The organism is Streptococcus sp. ELY_90 (assembly GCF_058314475.1).
The window spans coordinates 279406-295604 of sequence record NZ_JBZFUJ010000001.1; the positions used below are offsets into that span (position 1 = coordinate 279406).

The 16199-nt window shown below is 44.0% G+C and carries 17 protein-coding genes, 1 tRNA gene and 2 pseudogenes; 19 read left to right on the top strand and 1 reads right to left on the bottom strand.

The window, feature by feature from the left end:
- Positions 1 to 2: 2 nt before the first annotated feature.
- The 15 genes and pseudogenes from AC4HAF_RS01365 (at position 3) to AC4HAF_RS01435 (ending at position 12734) form a co-directional block, all read left to right on the top strand.
- The gene (locus tag AC4HAF_RS01365) at positions 3 to 1037 is read left to right on the top strand and encodes an ABC transporter permease (protein WP_491096361.1); all 1035 of its coding nucleotides are present in this window, start codon (positions 3 to 5) and stop codon (positions 1035 to 1037) included.
- Between the two features lie 58 nt (positions 1038 to 1095).
- Positions 1096 to 1878 (top strand): cell cycle regulator CcrZ, encoded by a 783-nt coding sequence (gene ccrZ / locus AC4HAF_RS01370; protein WP_491096362.1) that lies wholly within the window; start codon positions 1096 to 1098, stop codon positions 1876 to 1878.
- Positions 1879 to 1887: 9 nt separating this feature from the next.
- A complete protein-coding gene (trmB, locus tag AC4HAF_RS01375) occupies positions 1888 to 2523 on the top strand; it encodes a tRNA (guanosine(46)-N7)-methyltransferase TrmB (protein ID WP_491096363.1) in 636 nt (211 codons plus the stop codon).
- Positions 2524 to 2536: 13 nt separating this feature from the next.
- Positions 2537 to 2623 (top strand) — tRNA-Ser (locus tag AC4HAF_RS01380).
- Positions 2624 to 2793: 170 nt separating this feature from the next.
- The gene (rimP, locus tag AC4HAF_RS01385; protein WP_491092284.1) at positions 2794 to 3285 is read left to right on the top strand and encodes a ribosome maturation factor RimP; all 492 of its coding nucleotides are present in this window, start codon (positions 2794 to 2796) and stop codon (positions 3283 to 3285) included.
- Between the two features lie 139 nt (positions 3286 to 3424).
- Entirely contained in the window at positions 3425 to 4627 is a 1203-nt protein-coding gene (nusA, locus tag AC4HAF_RS01390; protein WP_491092285.1) for a transcription termination factor NusA, read from the top strand.
- Between the two features lie 18 nt (positions 4628 to 4645).
- Positions 4646 to 4942: an RNase P modulator RnpM gene (gene rnpM / locus AC4HAF_RS01395; RefSeq protein ID WP_491092286.1), complete on the top strand. Its 297-nt coding sequence runs from the start codon at positions 4646 to 4648 to the stop codon at positions 4940 to 4942.
- On the top strand, positions 4935 to 5237 hold the full coding sequence (locus tag AC4HAF_RS01400; RefSeq protein ID WP_491096364.1) for a YlxQ-related RNA-binding protein: 303 nt from the start codon (positions 4935 to 4937) through the stop codon (positions 5235 to 5237). Before rnpM ends, AC4HAF_RS01400 begins: the two co-directional genes overlap by 8 nt.
- 19 nt (positions 5238 to 5256) lie before the next feature.
- Positions 5257 to 5887: pseudogene (locus AC4HAF_RS01405) on the top strand (translation initiation factor IF-2 N-terminal domain-containing protein); the annotation flags it as partial.
- A 125-nt stretch (positions 5888 to 6012) separates the two neighbouring features.
- Positions 6013 to 8013: pseudogene (gene infB / locus AC4HAF_RS01410) on the top strand (translation initiation factor IF-2); the annotation flags it as partial.
- A gap of 174 nt (positions 8014 to 8187) precedes the next feature.
- The gene (rbfA, locus tag AC4HAF_RS01415) at positions 8188 to 8538 is read left to right on the top strand and encodes a 30S ribosome-binding factor RbfA (RefSeq protein WP_491092288.1); all 351 of its coding nucleotides are present in this window, start codon (positions 8188 to 8190) and stop codon (positions 8536 to 8538) included.
- Positions 8539 to 8842: 304 nt separating this feature from the next.
- Complete coding sequence (locus AC4HAF_RS01420) at positions 8843 to 9286, top strand: CopY/TcrY family copper transport repressor (RefSeq protein WP_491092289.1); 444 nt, start codon at positions 8843 to 8845, stop codon at positions 9284 to 9286.
- The gene (locus AC4HAF_RS01425) at positions 9283 to 11511 is read left to right on the top strand and encodes a heavy metal translocating P-type ATPase (protein ID WP_491096365.1); all 2229 of its coding nucleotides are present in this window, start codon (positions 9283 to 9285) and stop codon (positions 11509 to 11511) included. Before AC4HAF_RS01420 ends, AC4HAF_RS01425 begins: the two co-directional genes overlap by 4 nt.
- A 16-nt stretch (positions 11512 to 11527) precedes the next feature.
- Entirely contained in the window at positions 11528 to 11731 is a 204-nt protein-coding gene (gene copZ, locus AC4HAF_RS01430) for a copper chaperone CopZ (protein WP_491092291.1), read from the top strand.
- A gap of 175 nt (positions 11732 to 11906) precedes the next feature.
- Positions 11907 to 12734: a Cof-type HAD-IIB family hydrolase gene (locus AC4HAF_RS01435; protein WP_491096366.1), complete on the top strand. Its 828-nt coding sequence runs from the start codon at positions 11907 to 11909 to the stop codon at positions 12732 to 12734.
- 87 nt (positions 12735 to 12821) lie between these two features.
- Here the strand turns inward: AC4HAF_RS01435 and AC4HAF_RS01440 are convergent, their stop codons facing one another.
- Positions 12822 to 13328 (bottom strand): YgjV family protein, encoded by a 507-nt coding sequence (locus tag AC4HAF_RS01440; RefSeq protein WP_491096367.1) that lies wholly within the window; start codon positions 13326 to 13328, stop codon positions 12822 to 12824.
- A gap of 243 nt (positions 13329 to 13571) precedes the next feature.
- Between AC4HAF_RS01440 and AC4HAF_RS01445 the strand changes: the two genes are divergently transcribed.
- Genes AC4HAF_RS01445 through AC4HAF_RS01460 form a run of 4 tightly spaced genes read left to right on the top strand, consistent with a single transcriptional unit; the run spans position 13572 to position 16186 of the window.
- Positions 13572 to 14435, top strand: coding sequence for an ABC transporter ATP-binding protein (locus AC4HAF_RS01445; protein ID WP_491096400.1), 864 nt, complete (start codon positions 13572 to 13574; stop codon positions 14433 to 14435).
- A complete protein-coding gene (locus tag AC4HAF_RS01450; RefSeq protein WP_491096368.1) occupies positions 14436 to 15293 on the top strand; it encodes an ABC transporter permease in 858 nt (285 codons plus the stop codon). It begins immediately after the preceding gene.
- 13 nt (positions 15294 to 15306) lie between these two features.
- On the top strand, positions 15307 to 15765 hold the full coding sequence (locus tag AC4HAF_RS01455) for a LytTR family DNA-binding domain-containing protein (protein WP_491096369.1): 459 nt from the start codon (positions 15307 to 15309) through the stop codon (positions 15763 to 15765).
- 13 nt (positions 15766 to 15778) lie between these two features.
- Positions 15779 to 16186, top strand: a complete 408-nt coding sequence (locus AC4HAF_RS01460) for a DUF3021 domain-containing protein (RefSeq protein WP_491096370.1) — start codon at positions 15779 to 15781, stop codon at positions 16184 to 16186.
- The last annotated feature ends 13 nt before the right edge of the window (positions 16187 to 16199 follow it).

A 16199-nucleotide genomic window follows, 5' to 3' on the forward strand; every position in this document is an offset into this window, starting at 1 on the left:
TTATGAAAACGATATTTAGCAAAAGGCGCTTGGCTTTTATCAGGCAAAGCAGCAAATATCTGCGTTATGTGTTCAATGACCATTTTGTTTTAGTGCTGATTTTTCTGCTGGGTTTTCTCATGGTGCAGTACAGTCAGCTGTTAAAGCATTTTCCAGCCAATCATCTGCCAATCATCATTATTTTATCTTTGGCGCTTACAGTCTTGCTGTTTTGGGGAAATACAGCCACTTATCTGGAGACGGCTGATCGGCATTTTTTAATCGCTAAGGAAAAAGAAGTGGTTTCCATAATCAAACAGGCTCAAAAGCGCGCTTTCTTCTTTTGGGGAACGCTGCAGCTTCTTTTTCTTTTGCTCTTAGCACCCTTATTTTTGCGCTTGGGAATGTCTGTAGCAGCTTTTGTGCTCTTTTTACTGGCTTTTCTTGCTTTAAAATGGCTGATTATGGCAAAAAAAGTACACATTTTTTTGCCTGGCGGAAAACTTAATTGGACCAAGGCGATCAGTCAGGAAAGAAAGCGGCAGCAGGCAATTTTAAAGTTTTTCTCTCTTTTCACCAATGTTAAAGGACTCTCTGCCAGTGTCAAGCGCCGCTCTTATCTGGATTTTACGACGGGTTTCTTATCGCAGAAACACAGCAATACGTGGACCCATCTTTATTTACGTGCTTTTTTGCGGAGCGGTGATTATCTGGGTCTTGCTGTTCGCCTAGGAATGTTAAGTCTGCTCAGTCTTATTTTTATTGCTCAGCCTTTGATTTCAGCTGGGCTGGCAGTTCTCTTTAATTATCTGCTGCTCTTTCAGCTGCTGGCTTTGTATAAGCACTATGATTATCAGTATCTGACAGGCCTTTTTCCGCTTGCCCCAAAAACTAAAAAAGCTAGTCTCAAGCAATTTCTAAGAGCTGTCTTATATCTTTTGACAGCAGTTGAGATGTGCGTCAGCCTTTCTTGGCAGAAGGCGCTTTTTCTGGCGGCAGCGATGATTATTTTAAATGAATTTTATCTGGTTTACAAAATAAAGAAGATAATTGACTAAGCCGTTTAAAACAAGTAAAATAGGACTAGTGATTCGAGAAGAAAAGGAGGGGAAGAGTGTGATCCAATCAGATAAAGATTTAACCTTAACACCCTTAAAAGGGAAAAGCGGTCAAGCCTATATTGGCACTTATCCCAACGGTGATAAAATTTTTGTGAAAATCAACACGACACCGATTCTGGCAGCTTTAGCCAAGGAACAGATTGCACCGCAGCTTTTATGGGCCAAGCGTCTGGGCAACGGTGATATGATGAGCGCTCAGGAATGGCTGGACGGCAGGCTCTTAACCAGAGCTGATATGAACAGCAAGCAAATCATTCAGATTTTGCTGCAGATGCACAAATCAAAGCCTTTGGTTAACCAGCTGCTGCAATTAAATTATAAAATAGAAGGGCCGCTGGATTTGCTGCTGTCTTGGGAGCGCAGTGCTCCTTATCAAATTGCAGAAAATGCCTACCTGCAGTCTGTGGTTGCGGAGATGAAGCGAAATCTGCCCGACTTTAAAAAAGACTATGCAACCATTGTTCATGGAGATGTCAGACACAGCAATTGGGTCGTGACCACGAGCGGTCTGATTTACTTAGTGGACTGGGATTCTGTGCGTGTGACAGACCGCATGTACGATGTGGCACATATTTTAAGCCACTATATTCCGCATACGCGCTGGGCGGAATGGCTGACTTACTACGGTTACAAGAAAAACAGCAAAGTTTACCAAAAGATTAGGTGGTACGGTCAGCTTTCTTATCTGTCACAGATTTTAAAATATTATGAAAACCGTGATATGGAAAATGTCAATCAGGAAATCTATGAACTGCGCAAGTTCAGAGATTCTTTTTAGAAAGAAAGCATGAGAGTCAGAAAACGAAAAGGTGCTGAGGAGCATCTGGAAAATAATCCTCAGTATGTTATTTTAAAACCGGAAGAAGCAAAGGGAAATTGGCATACGGTCTTTGGCAATAATAATCCTGTTCACATTGAAATTGGGAGCGGCAAAGGACGCTTTATTACAGGGATGACTGCTCAGAATCCTCAAATTAATTACATTGGAATTGATCTTCAGGTTTCTGTTCTCAGCCACGCCTTGGATAAGGTGCTGGAAGGCCGGCTGCCCAATGTTCGGCTGCTTTTGGCCAATGGCTCTAGCCTAAGCGATTATTTTGCGGATCATGAAGTTGATTTGATTTACTTAAACTTCAGCGATCCCTGGCCCAAAAAGCGTCATGAGAAGCGGCGCCTGACCCATAAAAACTTTTTAGAGGTTTATCAAAAGATTCTGCCGGAAAAAGGTCAAATCCATTTTAAGACAGATAATCGCCAACTTTTCGAATATAGCTTGGCAAGTTTCTCACAATATGGTATGATTTTAGAGCAGGTATGGTTAGATTTGCATGCCAGTGATTATGAAAATAATGTGCTGACCGAGTACGAAGAGAAGTTTTCTCAGAAAGGCCAGCCCATCTATCGTGTTGAGGCGAGATTTTAGTCTCGCTCTTTACGGAGAGGTCGCATAGTGGCCGAGTGCGCACGCTTGGAAAGCGTGTAGTCCTTAACGGGGCTCGGGGGTTCGAATCCCCTCCTCTCCTTGAAAGATGAGATATAAGAGATAAAGCACTCTTTAAAATTTCAGATTTTTCAAAGATAAAAAGCGGGTCGGATAGTAAAAATCCCGTGTCAGACTTGCATTTTCCTCAATTTATGTTATAATAGTAGGAAATAATACAGAAAGGAGCGAAGTTGTGACTTCGCTCCTTGTGTGTGTAAGGAGGGAAATGCAATCGCAACGATTATTGATATAGTGACACAGACAGTAAGGCCTGTTATTACTGAACCGTTTGAGCTGGTTGATGTTGAGTATGAAAAAATGGGCGGGGATTATGTTCTCAGTATTCTGGTTGATAAACCGGGAGGAATCACCGTCGAAGATACAGCAGAGCTGACAGATATTATCAGCCCCCTGCTCGATACAATTCAGCCGGATCCTTTTCCGGATCAGTACATGCTGGAGGTGTCCAGCCCCGGCCTTGAACGTCCGCTAAAAACTGCAGAAAGTCTGGCTGATGCTGTCGGTCAGTATGTCAATGTGAGTCTCTATCAGGCTATTGACAAAACAAAGGTTTTTGAAGGTGACTTGCTTGCCTTTGATGGTGAAACACTGACAATCGCCTATATGGATAAAACACGTCAAAAAACAGTCGAGATTCCTTATAAAACAGTAGCTAAGGCTCGTATGGCTGTGAAGCTGTAATCCCTCATATTTTATCTTAGGAAAGGAAACGAACACGGGCTGCAAACTGTGTCAAAAGGCAGGTTTTCCGGGACGAAAACGTCCGTCAGTTAATCTCCCATTTTGATGTTGTTCATTTTATGCCCTCAGTATCTTAATTATGAGTAAAGAAATGCTAGAAGCCTTCCGTATTTTGGAAGAAGAAAAACACATTAACAAAGACGATATTATTGATGCAGTTAAAGAATCACTAAAGTCAGCCTATAAACGGCGCTATGGTCAGTCTGAGAGTGCTGAAATTGAATTTAATGAAAAGACAGGTGACTTTAAAGTTTTCACTGTGCGTGAGGTTGTTGAGGAAGTCTTTGACAGCCGCCTTGAAATCAGCCTCAAAGATGCTCTTGCCATCAGTACAGCTTATGAACTGGGCGATAAGATTCGCTTTGAAGAAAGTCCCAAAGAATTCGGCCGTGTGGCTGCGCAGTCTGCCAAACAGACTATCATGGAAAAAATGCGCCGTCAGATGCGTGAGGTCACTTTCAATGAATATAAAGAGCATGAAAGAGAAATCATGACTGGAACGGTGGAGCGTTTTGATGATCGCTTTATCTATGTTAACTTAGGAACGATTGAAGCCCAGCTGTCCCGCCAAGATCAAATCCCGGGAGAAACTTTTGCTTCTCACGACCGTATTGAAGTTTATGTTTACAAGGTTGAAAATAATCCTAAAGGGGTTAATGTTTTCGTCAGCCGCAGCCATCCGGAATTTATCAAACGTATCATGGAACAGGAAATTCCGGAAGTCTTTGATGGAACGGTTGAAATCATGAGTGTGGCGCGTGAAGCCGGAGACCGCACCAAGGTTGCTGTTCGCAGTCACAATCCTAATGTTGATGCTATCGGAACAATCGTCGGCCGTAAAGGTGCCAACATCAAAAAAGTTACCAGCAAGTTTCATCCTAAACGTCTGGATCAAAAGACCGGCCTTTGGGTACCTGTTGAAGAAAATATTGATGTCATTGAGTGGGTTGATGATCCGGCCGAATTTATCTACAATGCTATTGCGCCTGCTGAGGTGGATCAGGTCCTCTTTGATGAAGAAGACGAAAGACATGCGACAGTTGTCGTGCCGGACAGTAAGCTGTCTCTTGCAATCGGCCGCCGCGGGCAGAATGTCCGCCTAGCAGCTCATTTGACGGGTTACCGCATTGATATTAAATCAGCCAGTGAATTTGAAGAAATGGAAGTTGAATGGGCACAGGAAGATGAGGCAGCTCAGGAGCTGTCTGATCAGGAAGCAGGTTCTGAAGAAACTGCTGAGGCTGATTTTGCTCAGGAACTTGTCTCAGACGATATTGAGTAGAAAAGTCGGAGGTGTTTGATGGCAAAAACAAGAAAGATACCGTTGAGAAAGTCTCTTGTTTCGGGTGAAATCATTGATAAGCGTGATTTGCTCCGCATTGTCAAAACCAAGGAAGGCCAAATTTTTATTGACCCTACCGGCAAGAAAAACGGTCGGGGTGCCTATATCAAGATTGATAACGAAGAAGCATTGAAGGCTAAGGAAAAAAGGGTTTTTAACCGCAGCTTTGCCATGGAAGTTCCTGAGAGCTTCTATGATGAATTGATTGCTTTCGTTGATCATAAGGTGAAAAGAAGAGAGTTGGGTCTTGAATAAGTTAGAAAAGCTGTCACATTTATTAGGTCTGGCTCAGCGGGCGGGACGTCTTATTTCCGGTGAGGAGCAGGTTATTAAAGCCATTCAGAGCGGAAAAGCGCGGCTTGTCTTTTTAGCCAATGACGCCGGAGCTAATCTGACCAAGCAAGTGACGGATAAAAGCAACTATTATGATATAGAAGTCTCCACAGTGTTTTCAACACTGGAATTAAGTGCCGCTATCGGCAGAAGCAGAAAAGTGCTTGCTGTTACGGACACTGGGTTTTCAAAGAAAATGAGGACTCTTATGGATTAGAAGAATAGGAGGACAAGATTTGTCTAAGAAAAGATTATACGAAATTGCCAAGGAAATTGGCAAAGGAAGTAAAGAAGTTGTCGAAAAGGCAAAATCGTTGGGCCTAGAAGTAAAAAGCCACGCTTCGAGCGTGGATGAGCAGGATGCTAAGCGCATTGCAGAAAGTTTTGCAGCTCCGCAGAAGCCAAAGGCTGCAGCAGCTCCGAAAGAAGCGGAAAAACCGCAAGATAAGCAACCGGCTGCAGATGCTAAAGCAGAAGCTAAGCCGGCTCGTCCCAGACCGCAAAATCGGAATTTTAAGGCAGAACGTGAAGCGCGTGCCAAGGCAGAAGCGGAACGGCGTGCCAGCGGCCGCCGCAATGAAGGGCGAAACAGCCGCGGCAATGACCGTGACCGTCGCAATGACAATCGTTATCAAAACCGTCAGGACAGCCGCCGGGGAGACAGCCGCAGCCGCGGCCGTCAAAATGACAATCGCCGCGACAGCCGCAATCAGGCAGCTAACCGCCAAGCTTCTTCAAGGGGCATCCAAGCAGAACCGCGTATCGATTTTAAGGCGCGGGCAGCTGCTTTAAAAGCGGAGCAGAATGCTGAATATTCCCGTCAGAGTGAAGTGCGTTTCCATGAAGCTGAAGAAAATAAGCGGCGTCAGGCAGCGCAGGCTCAGGAAAAAGCCAGAAAGGCTAAAGAGGAAGAGCGAAACGCTGCAGCAGCGCTTGCTCAGGCAGCAGTACCTTCGGAACCGCTGCAAACTCAGCCGGCAGCCGCAGCTCCAAGTCCGGCAGCACCGGACAAACGCCGGAAAAAACAGACCCGTTCAGATAAATCACGTGATTTTGCACATGAAAATGAGGACGGACCAAAACAAAATAAAAACAAGAAAAATCGGAATAAGCAAAACCAAGTGAGAAACCAAAGAAATAGTAATTGGAACAAGAAAAATAAAAAAGGCAGAAACAATCGCAGTCATGACAGCAGTCCAAAACCTGTGACTGAGCGCAAGTTCCATGAATTGCCTAAAGAGTTTGAATATACAGAAGGCATGACAGTAGCTGAGATTGCAAAACGTATCAAGCGTGAGCCTGCAGAAATTGTTAAGAAACTCTTCATGATGGGCGTTATGACAACGCAGAACCAATCTTTGGACGGAGATACTATTGAACTTTTGATGGTGGATTATGGTATTGAAGCGCATAAGAAAGTTGAGGTTGATGCAGCCGATATTGAGCGCTTCTTTGTTGAAGATGATTATCTCAATCCGGAAAATATGGTTGAGCGTGCGCCCGTCGTGACGATTATGGGACACGTTGACCATGGTAAAACAACGCTCCTTGATACGCTTCGCAATTCACGTGTTGCTACAGGTGAAGCGGGCGGTATCACTCAGCATATCGGAGCCTATCAGATTGAAGAAGCCGGAAAGAAAATTACTTTCTTAGATACGCCGGGACATGCGGCCTTTACCAGCATGCGTGCCCGCGGAGCCTCTGTCACCGACATCACTATTTTGATTGTTGCGGCTGATGATGGGGTTATGCCTCAGACCATAGAAGCGATTAACCACTCAAAGGCAGCCAATGTACCGATTATTGTTGCGATTAACAAGATTGATAAGCCCGGAGCTAACCCAGAGCGTGTCATTGGGGAATTGGCAGAGCATGGCGTTATCTCAACCGCTTGGGGCGGTGACTCTGAATTTGTCGAAATCTCAGCAAAATTCGGCCAAAACATCGAAGAGCTGCTGGAAACTGTTCTCCTTGTTGCGGAAATCCAAGAGCTCAAGGCAGACCCAACAGTCCGTGCGATCGGTACTGTCATTGAAGCCCGTCTGGATAAAGGTAAGGGAGCAGTGGCTACGCTTTTAGTTCAGCAGGGAACACTGCATGTTCAAGACCCTATCGTTGCCGGGAACACTTTCGGCCGCGTCCGTGCCATGACTAATGATCTGGGGCGCCGTGTCAAAACAGCCTTGCCATCAACACCGGTATCTATTACCGGCTTAAATGAAGCGCCTATGGCGGGAGACCATTTTGCGGTTTATGAAGATGAAAAAGCTGCTCGTGCCGCCGGTGAAGAACGTGCTAAACGTGCTTTGATGAAACAGCGTCAGCTGACGCACCGTGTCAGTCTTGACAATCTCTTTGATACCCTTAAAGCCGGTGAAGTGAAATCGGTCAATGTCATCATCAAGGCAGATGTTCAAGGTTCGGTTGAAGCCCTAGCATCATCTCTTCTTAAGATTGATGTTGAAGGTGTTAAGGTAAATGTTGTCCATTCAGCCGTTGGTGCTATCAATGAATCAGATGTGACCTTGGCTGAGGCTTCTAACGCTGTCATTATCGGCTTCAATGTCCGTCCGACACCGCAGGCTCGCCAGCAGGCAGAGGCTGATGATGTTGAAATCCGTCTGCATTCAATCATTTATAAGGTCATTGAAGAAGTGGAAGATGCCATGAAAGGTATGCTGGATCCGGAATTTGAAGAAAAAATTATCGGTGAAGCTCTTATCCGTGAAACCTTCAAGGTTTCTAAAGTGGGCACAATCGGCGGCTTCCTAGTAACCAGCGGTAAAGTGACACGTGACTCCAGCGTTCGCGTTATCCGTGACGGTGTCGTTGTTTTCGATGGCAAACTGGCCAGCCTTAAACATTACAAGGATGACGTCAAAGAAATCTCTAATGGCCAAGAAGGCGGCTTGATGATTGAAAACTACAATGACATCAAAGTGGATGATGCTATTGAAGCCTATATCATGGAAGAAATTAAGCGTAAATAAGTTCTGCGTGCAGACGTAGTTGAATGTTTTCTCGCTAAAAGAGAAATATCAAAAATTTAGTGAAAGGAAATAAACCCGAAGGAGGAGTTTGACATTTAGGAAACTGATAAGAACTGCTGATTTCTTAAACAGGCTAAATTGTTCTGCTCTTCGTTCGCTCTTGGTATCTTAATTATGTCAAACCACCGTGTTGATCGCGTCGGGATGGAAATCAAACGTGAAGTCAATGAGATTTTGCAAAAGAAGGTTCGTGATCCGCGCGTTCAGGGAGTAACGATAACGGATGTCCAAATGCTGGGCGACTTGTCCTTGGCTAAGGTCTATTATACGATTATGAGCGATCTGGCTTCAGATGGGCAAAAAGCGCAGCAGGGTCTTGAAAAAGCGACCGGAACCATCAAGCGTGAGTTAGGGAAGAACCTGACCATGTATAAGATTCCGGATCTTCAGTTTATCAAGGACGAATCCATTGCATACGGCAATAAAATTGACCAAATGCTTAGGGATTTGGAAAAAAGAAATTGAGCAAACAAAAACGATTTTTCCCTTTGTTTGTCAGCTGCTGCAAAAGCAGGTAATAGGTGTCGAAGCCTTCGTGAGGATTATGAGTCCAATGAAGGCTTTTTCTTTTGTTTTGAGCTGTTTATGTTGACAAATGTAAACAAAAAGAATAAAATATATCTACAAACGTAAACAAGTATATCTGATTCCCTAATGTCTTACTGCTGAGAGTGCCTGTTTGCTGATCTTACGTCTGGCTGTTAGAAGCAGATGGGATTATTTGTTCTCAGAACATTAGGGAGGTATCTTGCTGAAAGGAGGAGCTTAAATGACAACTATTTCAAATGCAGAGTGGGAAGTGATGCGCGTTGTCTGGGCCAAACAGAAAACAAGCAGCAGTGAAATCATTGCTGTACTGAGTCGGGCCTATCGTTGGTCTGCTTCAACGATTAAAACGTTAATCACTCGTTTATCAGAAAAAGGCTATGTAACCAGCCAGCGTCAAGGAAGAAAATATATCTATTCCAGCTTAATTTCAGAAGAGGAAGCTCTGGAGCAGCAGGTGTCGGAAGTTTTCTCCCGCATTTGTGTCACGAAGCATCAAGCTTTGGTGAAGCATTTGATTGAAGAGACGCCCATGACTTTGTCTGATATTGAGGAGTTAGAAGCTTTGCTGTTGTCCAAAAAAGCAAATGCCGTTCCTGAAGTTAAGTGTAATTGTATTGTCGGGCAATGTTCTTGTCACGAACACTTGGAGGTGGTATCACAATGAGTGAAGAAGTATTTTTGATAGACGGGATGACCTGTGCTTCCTGTGCTGTCAATGTGGAAAATGCAGTCAAAAAACTGGATGGTATTAACAGTGCAGTTGTCAATTTGACAACTGAAAAGATGACCATAGATTATGACGCCGGTAAGATCAATGAAGCAGTTGTTTCTAAGGCTGTCGCTGATGCGGGCTATGCTGCTAAAATTTATGATCCGGCTACTGCTGAAAGTCAGGAAGACCGGGAAGAACATAAGCTGGAAGGGATTAAAAAGCGCCTTTTATGGGCGTCTGTTTTCACCATTCCGCTGTTTTATATTTCCATGGGCAGCATGATAGGGCTGCCGCTGCCTAGCTTTCTGGCGCCGGAATCTGCACCGATTGCCTATGCCAGTGTTTTGCTGCTTTTGACCATTCCAGTCGTCATACTGAGCCGGAACTTTTATGACAATGGTTTTCGTTCGCTCTTTAAGGGACATCCCAATATGGATTCGCTTGTCGCTTTGGCGACAACAGCAGCTTTCCTCTACAGCCTTTACGGAACCTATCATGAATATCTGGGACATGTTCACCATGTGCATCATCTCTACTATGAATCAGTAGCCGTCATTTTGACTCTGATTACTTTGGGGAAATATTTTGAAACTCTATCTAAAGGTCGAACCTCAGATGCTATCAAAAAACTGATGCACCTATCAGCAAAAGAAGCTGTCATTCTTCGTGACGGCAAAGAAGTCCGTATTCCGATTGAAAATGTAGAAATTGGGGACCATATCTTGGTTAAACCGGGAGAAAAAATTCCGGTTGACGGCCGTGTGCTTTCCGGACATTCTGCTATCGATGAGTCCATGCTGACCGGAGAGTCTATTCCTATTGAAAAAACAGCAGACAGCCCGGTTTACGGCGGATCGATCAACGGACAGGGCAGCCTGGTCTTTGAAGCAGAGAAAGTTGGCAACGACACTCTTTTGTCGCAGATTATTAAACTGGTTGAGGATGCCCAGCAAACAAAGGCTCCTATCGCTAAAATTGCTGACAAGGTATCTGCCGTTTTTGTTCCTGTTATTATTGTTATCGCTTTGCTGACAGGATTGTTCTGGTATTTTGCAATGGGACAGGACTTCACTTTTTCAATGACAGTCAGCGTAGCTGTTCTTGTTATTGCCTGCCCTTGCGCATTAGGTTTGGCAACACCAACCGCTATTATGGTGGGTACAGGCCGGGCTGCCGAAAATGGTATTCTCTACAAACGCGGTGATGTGCTGGAATTAGCTCATCAAGTTGACACCATCGTTTTTGATAAGACAGGAACCATCACTCGGGGCAAACCTGAAGTTGTCAGCAGCTTTTCATATGGGTCTGATGCGTCTGTGCTGCAATTAACAGCATCTCTGGAAGCTCTGTCTGAGCATCCTTTGAGTCAGGCTGTCGTTGATTATGCTCAAAAAGAAGGACATACCCTGCTTGAAGCTGAGGATTTCACATCGCTGACAGGCTTTGGGCTCAAAGGCCGCGTAGCCGGGACAGAGCTTTTGGTTGGCAATGAAAAGCTTATGCGGCAAAATCATATTTCTCTTGAAAAAGCTCAAGATGATTTCAAGAGAGCAACGGCTGAGGGTCAAACACCGATTTTTGTTGCCGGAGACGGCCGACTTTTGGGCTTGATTACGATTGCTGATAAGGTTAAGCCTGACAGCAAGACAACTGTCAAAGCCTTGCAGGATATGGGGATTGAAGTGGTCATGCTGACCGGTGATAATGAGGAAACAGCCAAGGCGATTGCTAAGGAAGTTGGTATAACAGCAGTAATCAGCCAGGTTCTGCCGCAGGAAAAAACGCAGGCCATTCTTGATTTGCAGGCCGAAGGCAAGAAAGTTGCCATGGTTGGAGACGGTATCAATGATGCTCCGGCGCTTGCGACAGCGGATATTGGTATTTCGATGGGATCAGGAACAGATATTGCTATGGAATCTGCGGATATTGTCCTCATGAAACCGGCTATGCTTGATATTATCAAAGCACTGAAAATCAGCCGGGCTACCATCATTAATATCAAAGAAAATCTGTTCTGGGCTTTTATCTACAACGTTTTGTCCATCCCTATTGCGATGGGTGCCCTTTATCTCTTTGGCGGACCGCTCCTTGATCCGATGATTGCAGGTCTGGCTATGAGTTTCAGTTCGGTTTCTGTCGTGTTAAATGCTCTGCGTCTTAAAATAGTAAAATTGTAAAAAGGAGAAAAATATCATGGAAAAAACATATCATATTAACGGCTTAAAATGCCAAGGCTGTGTTGACAACGTCACTAAACGTTTTTCAGAATTAAAAAAAGTAGACAGCGTCAAAGTTGATCTTGATAAAAAAGAAGTCACTGTGACCGGCAATCCCAGCAAATGGTCTTTAAAACGTGCTTTAAAAGGGACAAAGTATGAACTGGGAGCAGAAGTTTAGCCATCTTCAAAATTATTAAAAAACAAGCGGAGAAGCAGACTGTTGCTGCAGCAATCTTTCCGCTTCTTTTTTATGAGAACATGATTAACATACCCCTTATTATGGTGGGGGTGTGCTATTTTCTTAAATGTGGTAAACTAGACAATAGATTGATTTAGAAAAGGTCGTAACTATTTTGCTTAAGTTAATTGCTATTGATATGGACGGAACGCTCTTAGACAGTCAAAAAAAGCTTCCTCAGAGAAATATTGATACCATTCGGGAGGCGGCTCAAAAAGGGCACAAGATTGTCATTTGCACAGGGCGCATTCAAAGCGGCGTAGAGCCCTATTTTGACAAATTGGGCTTAGATGCAGCCAAGGAATATGCTATTTTAAATAACGGCTGTTCCCTTCATGCTATCAATGAGGACTGGCAGTTACTGAGTTACCATAAACTGGATTTTCCTGATATCCGCTACCTTTACAGTCTTTTAGAGGGCTATCCTGAGATTTACCTGACCCTGATTGCCGATGTGGATTATTTGGTGCTGGCCGATGAAGTGCCGGACTTGGTAGCTTATGATGCCGGCTTAGTCTTTACAGAAGCCAAACCGGTCAGTTTGACAGATGTGAAGACGGCAGACAAACCGGTTTTTCAGGCCATGTACATGGGAGAGCCTGATGCGATGGATGCCTTTCAGGCTGATTTTGAAAGAGAATTAGCCGAAAAGTTCAGCATGGTCAGAAGTCAGTCCTACCTTTTTGAAGCTATGCCCAAAGGAATTACCAAGGCAAGCGGCTTGAGGGAATTGGCTCAAAAGCTGGATGTGCAGACAAAAGATATTGTGGCCTTGGGGGATGCAGCTAATGATCTTGAAATGATGAAGATGGCAGGATTCAGTGTTGCCATGGGAAATGCTGCCCAAGAGGTTAAAAAAATTGCAGATGCCGTAACCGTCTCAAACGATGAAGCCGGCGTAGCTGAGGCTATTCAAAAATATGTCTTAGAAGCTAAAGAGTAATAGTGTGACTGCTGTAATGAATTGTTTTAAAAGCAGAAGAGCGAGACAACATGCCTGATTTCTTTGAAATCAGGCATGTTTTTGTATTTACAGCTTTTGACGGTTGATATGATGTTTGTAAATAGCCAGCAGTGTTGATAAGCTGATGAAAATATCCATACAGACAGCCGGATAAGCCTTGATAGTGATGTCATAGACCAGCCACAGCAGCATGTTTTCGATGATGAGCCAGCGCAGGATTTGCATCTTAGATGTTAAAAAGGTTGTCAGGGTGTAAGATACTGAAGAGATGATGGGCAGATAGCCGATAAAACCTAAATTGTTGACCCAGCTGCCGAGGACGATTTGAATTAGCACCAGACAAATGGTGATCCACTTGGTGTTTTTTTGCTTGATAATCAGTGTGTTTCTGATGATGGAGACGCTGATTGTCAAAGCACCTGTGTAACCCCCTAAAAGGAGATTGGCTGTGATGGTGAACAGGTAATCGCTGATTTGCCAGCGCAGCATCTGCTGCTTATTTTTAGTAAAGGAAGAATAGGCCAGGCAAAACGCACCCAGACCGGAAAAAATCATTGCTATAGGAAGTTTCATTAGTCATCACCCTGTTTTGTTCGGAACACAGAAAAAAACCTCATGTGTCGCTACCCTTTATTATAAGCAAAAGAATTCAAAAAGCAATCCCCATTTCACGTGACAGTTCTGAGGAAGCAAAATTTCATTTTCCTTATTGAACGTCTTATCTTCGTATTTTGACCTCTTATCCAAAAAGCCGAGATTTTTCAGTAAACTTTTGTTAGACTGCAGTCAGACAGAATAAGAAAGGATTTTCTAATGATGATTCTCAAAACGCAAGGTCTCGTTAAAACTTACGGCAAGCATATTGCAGTCAATAATTTGGATATTGCTATTGAAAGGGGGAGCTTTACCGCTGTTTTAGGCCCTAACGGTGCCGGTAAATCATCTGTCATCCAAATGCTCATCGGCCTCTCCCAGCCTGATGCCGGTACAGTCTGTTATACCCATGAGGCAAAAATCGGGGTAGTTTTTCAAAACAGTGTTTTAGATGATATGCTGAGCGTTAAGGAGAACTTACAAATTCGGGCACGCCAGTACAAGAAAGTTGCCCCTCAAAAGATAGAGGAGCTTGTTGACAAGCTGGGGCTGACGCATTTTATCAACCAAGCCTATGGCAGCCTGTCAGGAGGGCAAAAAAGGCGTGTGGATATTGCGCGTGCCTTGCTTAACAGTCCTGATATCCTCTTTTTAGATGAGCCGACAACGGGTCTTGACATTCAGACCAGGCAAGCCATCTGGGAGTTGCTGCACCAGCTGCAAAAAAGAGATAAGATGACCATTGTGCTGACAACTCATTATCTGGATGAGGCAGACAGTGCTGATATGGTCTATATCATTGACCATGGACAAGTGATTGCGCAGGGAACAGCTCGTTTCATCAAGGAAAAATATGCCAAGAATATTCTTAAACTGCAAAGCAATCAGCTGAACCGGCTGCTTGGCTGTCTGAAAGACACTGAGATTGAACAGGTCAGAGAAAATGAAGTCATTTTAAAACCTGAAACATCTGAGCTGGCGGTGGCTATTCTCAGCAGCTGCCAAGGATTAATTCACAATTTTGAATTTCGTCCCGGCACTATGGACGATGCATTTATGACCCTGACCGGACGGGAGGTACGTTAAATGTCAGCTTTAGTTAAACGAAACTGTATTCTTTATTTCCGCAACCGCAGCGGTGTGATCTTTTCGCTGATGGGGGCACTTATTTCTTTCATTCTTTATCTTGTTTTTCTCAAGGATAATATTGAGTCTTCCTGGTTGCGCATAGACGGCAGCAATCAGCTGCTAGATACATGGCTGATAGGCGGAACACTGGCTATCACGGGAATTACCACGACCTTGTCCAGTCTGTCCCAATGGACAAAGGACAAAGAAAGCCATGTATACCAGGATCTTTTGATTACTGATCTTGGCGGCTGGGCTTTGCCGTTTAGCTATATTATCAGTGCAGCACTTGTTGGTTTTGCCATGCAGCTGATCATGTTTATCATTATGGGAAGCTGCTTTTATGTGGCTGATCAGGTCAGCCTTTCTTGGTCAGTGTGGCCTCAGCTCATTGCTATCATGCTTTTAAATACCCTGATATCAACCCTGCTTAATGCGCTTTTCGTTAGCCCTATCCGCTCAGTTGACAATCTTGGCAAATTGGCAACTATTTTTGGAGCTGCCTCAGGTTTTCTTGTAGGAACCTATGTTCCTATAGGCGAGCTTCCGAATTTTGCACAGGCCCTGATGAAGTGTACGCCGGGAGCTTATATCGCTTCTTTATTCAGACAAGTGCTCATGGCAGATGCTCTCAAAGATAATTTCAGCCAGGACAGTGCCAGAGAACGCTTTGAAAAACTGATGGGTATCCGCATGGCTTGGCAGGATTTATTGACAAATACTCAGACATACTATATAGTGATAGGTATCTTAGCGATCGGACTTGTCCTTTTCAGTTTGCAAACTGTTCTGTTAGAGCGCCGATCCCTTGTTTAGAGAGGAAGATCCGGTGGTAAAAAGTCAATTTGAACTGGATTCACAAATTCCAGTCCATACGCCCCTTGTTTTGGTCAGGGCAGCAGAAAAAACGGATGATATTCAGCGCTTGCTTGATTATATTGATAACTATCAGCCGCCCGCAAGCACCGCCATTCCCATCAAGAGTATGGATAAGATCATCATGCTCAAACTCAGTGAGATTATCTTGGCAGATGTCAGTCAGACGACCCTGAAAATTTATACCTTAAAGGGTGTCTATACGACAACAGAAACACTGGTTCATTTTTTAAACCGCCTGAATAAATCTAACTTTATCCAAATTTCCAAACATGCCCTGATTAACCTTGACCATCTGGAATCGCTGTCGGACAGCTTTTCGGGCAATATGATGGCCAAGTTAAGCAACAATATTAAGTCCAGCGTGAGCCGAAAGTATGTTAAACTCCTGATGGCTCAGCTGGGACTTTAGAAAGGAAGCCGGAATGAAAAAAGTATTCAGTGCGATGCTGTCGGGGCTCCGTACAGGCAGTCTGACCTATCTCTTAGTTCTTCTTTTTGACATTCAAAAATCACCGGTCAGCAAAAGCAATATTATCAGTATTTTAGTCATGAGTGCTGCCATCGGACTGGTCAGTCTTATATTTGAAAGTGAGCGTTTTTCATTTCTGCTGCTTTTGATTGTCCATTGTTCGGTCACCTTGGGACTGGTTTCAGCCATGATGGTTTACAACGACTGGCAGGATGTTTTGCTTCATCCGCGTTTCTGGCTTGAGTATTTTCTGATTTATGTTATTATCTGGTGCTTTGTGCGTTTGGATATTTATCTCAAAACCCAAAAAATCAATCAAGCCCTGTCAAAGCGTCAGCACTCTAAAAATCAAGAGCAGTGAACTCTTGATTTTT